Origin of the sequence: Paenibacillus sp. UNC217MF (genome assembly GCF_000686865.1) — a bacterium.
Classification (GTDB): Bacteria; Bacillota; Bacilli; order Paenibacillales; family Paenibacillaceae; genus Paenibacillus_B; species Paenibacillus_B suaedae.
This window is the reverse complement of sequence record NZ_JMLT01000037.1, coordinates 1-5,581: the sequence shown is the minus strand read 5'-3', so window position 1 is coordinate 5,581 and position 5,581 is coordinate 1. Positions and strand designations below refer to the sequence as shown.

Here is a 5,581-nt window from a genome sequence, read left to right as displayed (position 1 = left end):
AACGAGTCCGTTTTCAGCGGCAGCCGAATGTCCTGTCCTTGCGCCGCTTGTTCGTAAGCTGACGCGATATCCTCAAAAAGGATGCGCCAGGAGACTCCGTCGACGACCCAATGATGAATCGCGATCAGCAAATGATCCCCGTCCGGGCACTGGAACAAGCCCAGTTTCAGGAGCGGACCGGCGCCCAGCGAGAAGCTGGCCTGCAGCTTGTCGGCCTCCGTCTCGACCTGCTGGCTCCAATCCTCTTCGCCACGGAAGTCATATACGTCCAGACTGTAGCCTTCGCCGTCTTCCACGCTGCGGTTCCAAGCAGCGTAGCCGTCTTCCGTCTGCGTGACAATCATCCGCAGCGCGTCGTGATGCCTAGCGATGCGCTGCATCGTCAGGCACAGCGCATCGATGTCGAATCCGTCTTCCCGGTGCAGCATGACCGCGTGGTTGAAATGATGCATATCCACGGGATCATGCTGCACAAACCAGCGCTGGATCGGCGTCAGCAGGACTGGACCGTGCACCTCTCCTTGTTCCGCGCGGCGAGTGACCGCCGTCATCTGAGAGCTAAGCTCGGAGACGACCGGATAGCGGAACAGATCTTTCATCTCGACCTTATACCCGGCTTGCAATAGCCGTGAAGCGACTTGAATCGCTTTGATCGAATCGCCGCCAAGCTCGAAGAAATGATCTATTATGCCAATCTTCTCTACGCCCAGCACCGACTGCCAGACGGACACGAGCGCTTTTTCCTCGCCCGTGCGCGGGGCGACGTATTCCGTCCCCGCACTCATGCCTGCTTCTGGCGCTGGCAGCGCTTTGTGTTCCACTTTGCCGCTGGAGGTCAGCGGCATTCGGTCGAGCTGCATAAAGTACACTGGAATCATGTATTCCGGCAGTTCGCGGGCAAGCTCCTTCCTCAGCTCTCCGACCGTCAGCACGCGCTCCGCCACAATGTACGCGCACAACTGCTTTTGCCCAGCAGCATCCTCGCGTGCGACCACGACCGCCTCTTCCACAGCAGCTATCCTCAGGAGCTGCGCTTCAATTTCTCCAAGCTCAATACGGTAACCGCGGATTTTCACCTGATCGTCGATCCGGCCCAAATAATCCACAGTGCCATCAGGCAGCCAGCGGGCCAAATCGCCTGTTCGGTACATCCGACGGCCCGGCTCGAACGGATTTTCGACGAACCTTTCCGCTGTCAGCTCCGGACGGTTCAAGTAGCCTCTTGCCACTCCGACGCCCGAGATGTACAGCTCCCCGGCGACGCCGATCGGCTGCAATCCGCCGCGCGCGTCTAATATATAGACCGCCGTATTATGAATCGGCTTGCCTACAGCCACTTTTACATTTGAATAACATGATCCTGTGAGGACCTCGATTGTCGTTTCCGTAGGTCCGTAGTGATTGTACAGGCTATAGCCAAGCTGCAAAACTTCCTCTTTTAGCCGTTCGTCCAGCTTTTCCCCTCCGGCGATGACATGTTGCAGTCCCGGTAGTTTGGTTTGACCCACGAGCAGTTCCCGAATGTAAGACGGCGTGAAATTGATCGTATTGATCCTGTTCTCGTGGATGTAATCCAGCAGCTTAGGCGGATTCAGCAGCGTCTCTTTCTGGATTACGTGCAATGTTTTTCCGGCCAACAGGCTGCCAAATAATTGTTCGACGCTTGGATCAAATGTAAATGAAGTTGTTAACATTACGTTATCGCTTAGCTCATAGCGGGAAATAAACCACGAAATGACGTTAACGGCATTCCGGTGCTCCACCATAACCCCTTTGGGCTTGCCTGTCGAGCCGGACGTATAGATGACGTAGGCCAAATCGCTTGAACTGAAGACATTCTCCAGGTTCGTGCCGTCTTCAAGGTAAACGGCAGGATCGTCCAGCCTAATCAGCGCTTTTGCAAATAGGCTCGCGTAATCCTGGAGGTGTGTCTGCAGAAGCAGCGGAGATGCGCCTGAATCCTCCAGCATATAGCGGATGCGCTCGGCCGGATACGCTGGATCGATCGGCACATAAGCGCCTCCAGCCTTCAAAACAGCCAAAATGCCTATGACCATCTCCAGCGATGGCTCCGCCATAATTCCGACCAACCGGTCGGCTTCCACACCCGCGGCCCGAAGCGTTCGCGCCAGCCGGTTGGCCCGCTCATTCAGCTCGGAGTACGTCAGATGATGATTTCCAAATACCACAGCCACCGTATCCGGTGTTTTTGCCGCTTGTTTTTCGAACAGCTTATGCGATGTTGCTTCTGCCGGCAGCCCTACTGCCGTATCGTTGAATGTTACCAGCAGCTCATCCCGCTCGTTAGCCGTCAGCACCTCGATGCTTCCCAGCATCGCTTGCGGATGACGAACCGCTTGACGCAGCAGTTCGGTGAAGTGACCCGCCCAGCGCTCGATCGTCGTCCGTTCGAACAGTTTGGACGCATATTCCAGGGAGCATCGCATCCCCCGCTCGTGCTCGCTGACCGACAGCGTCAAGTCGAACTTCGCTGTTCCGCTCTCGATCGGATACGGCGTCCATTGCAGACCCGCCAGCTCCAAATCGGCCTGCTCGGTGTTTTGCAGCACCAGCATGGCATCGAACAACGGATTGCGGCTCATATCCCGCTGCTTCACAACCTGCTCCACCAGCTCCTCGAACGGGTAGTCCCCATGCTCCAATGCGCCTAGCGCCGTCTGCTTCACTTCCTCCAAGTAGGTCGAGAACGGCTTTTCTCCGGACGGGTTCATCCGCAGCGCGAGCGTGTTGACGAACATGCCCATCATCCCTTGCAGATCCGCATGGGAACGTCCGGCAATCGACGTACCGATGATCACTTCTTCTTGACCGCTTAACCGCCCGAGCAGGGCGCTGTACGCGGCCAGCAGCACCATGTATACGGTCGCACCGCTTTCCCGGGATAGCTCTCTGACCGCTTCAGCCAGCACGTTGTCCAGCTCGAAGTCTACCCGATCCCCCTCGAAGCTACGCACCGCCGGTCGCGAAGCATCCGTCGGCAGGCTCAGCACCGGCAACTCGCCTGCAAACTGGCTTAGCCAGTAGCTTTCCATCTTCCGGTAGGCCGCACTTTGCCGGTACCCTTGCTGCCAGAAGGCATAATCTTTGTACTGCAAACGCAGCGGTTCTAGTTCTTCTCCCGCATACAGCTTTGTCAATTCCTGTACCAAAATGCTTATCGAGGTGCCATCGGACACGATATGGTGCATATCGAACAGCAGCACGTGATCCGTTTCGTCCAATCGCACCACCGTCGTCCGCAGCAGCGGCGCAACGTCAAGGTCAAACGGACGGAGGAAGCGGCGAATGTACGCCTGCGCCTCGGTTCCTCTCGACTCCTCGTACGTGACAGTGAAGCCGGGATCCTCTATGATGCGCTGTATCGGCTCTCCGTCTACCGCCACAAACGCCGTGCGCAGCGATTCATGACGGGCGATGAGTGCATGGAGGGCGGCTTCGAGCCGCTCGCGATCCAGCTTCCCCGTTAGGCGCAGCGCAGCGGGCATGTTGTAGCTCAGCTCGGCGCCCTCCAACTGCTGCAGCACATACAGCCGTTTTTGCGCGGACGACAGCGGATACGCTGCCTGCGCCGGGGCAGGCACGAGCGCTTCAAATGCGCGTCCCTCCGCCGCCTCCAGAGCAGCCGCCAAGCTCTCAATCGTTGGCGAGAGGAACAATTGCCGCAGCGGCACCTCCGCCTCCAGTGTCTGATGAATGCGCGATACGAGCGTCATCGCCCGGAGCGAATGGCCCCCGATGTCAAAGAAGTTATCGCGGATGCCGACGCGCTCTAGTCCCAGCACCTCTTGCCATAGCTGTGCCAGCTTCGCTTCCGTCGCTGTGCGCGGCGCTGCATACTCCGTTCCCGTCTGCAGTGCCCCTTCAGGCGCCGGCAGCGCCTTGCGGTCTAGTTTCCCGTTTGGCGTGAGCGGCATCTTCTCCAAGCGAATGAAGTGCGATGGGATCATATAAGACGGAAGACCTGCCGCCAGCTTGCTTCGCATCGCCTGCGCCGTTAACTCACTGCTGCCCGTCACATAGGCGCACAGTTCCTGCGTCTCCCCGGCGACAACGGTCACGACCGCTTCCTTGACGCCATCGATTCGCAGCAAATGCGCTTCGATCTCTCCCGGTTCGATCCGGTAACCGCGGATCTTCACCTGATGGTCGATCCGTCCTAGATGCTCCAATCTCCCATCTGGCAGCCATCGGGCCAAATCGCCAGTCCGGTATATTCGCTCCCCAGGGAGGTACGGATGATCGACAAACTTCTCCTTGGTCAGATCTTCGCGCGCCCAGTATCCGCGGGCAACCCCGGCGCCTCCGAGGCACAGTTCGCCTACGGCTCCGATCGGCTGCAGCTGCAGCGCTTCGTTCAACACGTACGCCTGCGTGTTCGCCAGCGGACGGCCGATGCTGACTTTTTCCCCTTCGCTATCCTCCAGATGTTCAAACGTAGACCACACCGTCGTTTCCGTCGGGCCGTACATATTGTACAGCGACGCATTCGTTTGCGCCCGAAGCTGCTTCAGCAGCGCCGCGGGCAGCGGCTCGCCGCCGATCAACAGAGCTGGTATACGGCGCAGCTGCGCTGCGCTGTGCTCCTGCTCCAGCATCATCGACAGCCTCGAAGGCGTCGTTTGCATCAGCTGTACCGGATGCTCCGCCAGCACATCGCCCAGCAGCGCAGGGTCCTGAAGCTCCGCTTCGCCGGCGAGAACGATCTGCATCCCGCAGCTGAGAGGGACCCAGCTCTCGGTCACGAAGATGTCGAAGGACACCGTGGTGACTGAGAGGATCGACGCAGACGGTGCAAACGGCAGCGAGCGCACCATCCCCGCGATAAAGTTCACGACGTTCCGGTGCTCCACCACCACGCCTTTTGGCTTGCCGGTGGTGCCGGACGTGTAGATCACGTACGCGCTGTTCATCGGCGTTGTCGGTACATCCGACTGTACATCCGTTGATCCCGTGGATGCCGGTGAATAGGTTTCCAATTCTTCCGCGGAGGCGAACCTCACCATGGCGGAACAGTTCTTCTGCCCTTCGGCATCCGTAGCGGCTATTTCTGTAACGGCAGAGCGTTCCTCATCCAAGCACAGGACATGCTGCAGCGGCGTTTCTTCCCAGCCTGCCACCGTTTCTGTCTGCGTGCCTTCGCTCAGCAGGATACGGATACCGGCATCCTGGATCATTCCCTCGATGCGCGCTGCTGGCAGTGCTGGATCCAGCGGCACATAGGCTGCGCCGGCTTTCAGGACGCCCAGCAGACCGGCGATCAGTTGCGGTGAACGACTGAGCAGCACGCCGACGCGGTCTTCGCTTCTCACCCCATGCGCACGCAGCCAGCCAGCGATGCGGTTGGCTCGCGCCTCCAGCTCGCCGTACGTCCATACCGCCTCTCCGCTTACGAGTGCCGGCTGCTCCGGCGTTCGTGCAGCCTGCTGGTCGAACAGCCCATGCACCGTCGCTTCCGCAGGCAGCTCCATCGCCGTATCGTTGAATGTCACCAGCAGCTCTTCCCGCTCTTCGGCCGTCAGTAGTTCCAGCTTGTCTACCGCCACGTTCGGGGTGGACACGA

At 59.0% G+C, this 5,581-nt stretch carries 1 protein-coding gene; it reads right to left on the bottom strand.

Features of this window, described 5'->3' with window-relative positions; all coding sequences use genetic code 11:
• Positions 1–5,581, bottom strand: a 5,581-nt coding sequence (locus BP95_RS30575) for a non-ribosomal peptide synthetase (RefSeq protein WP_036667193.1), incomplete at both ends; no start/stop codon positions are given.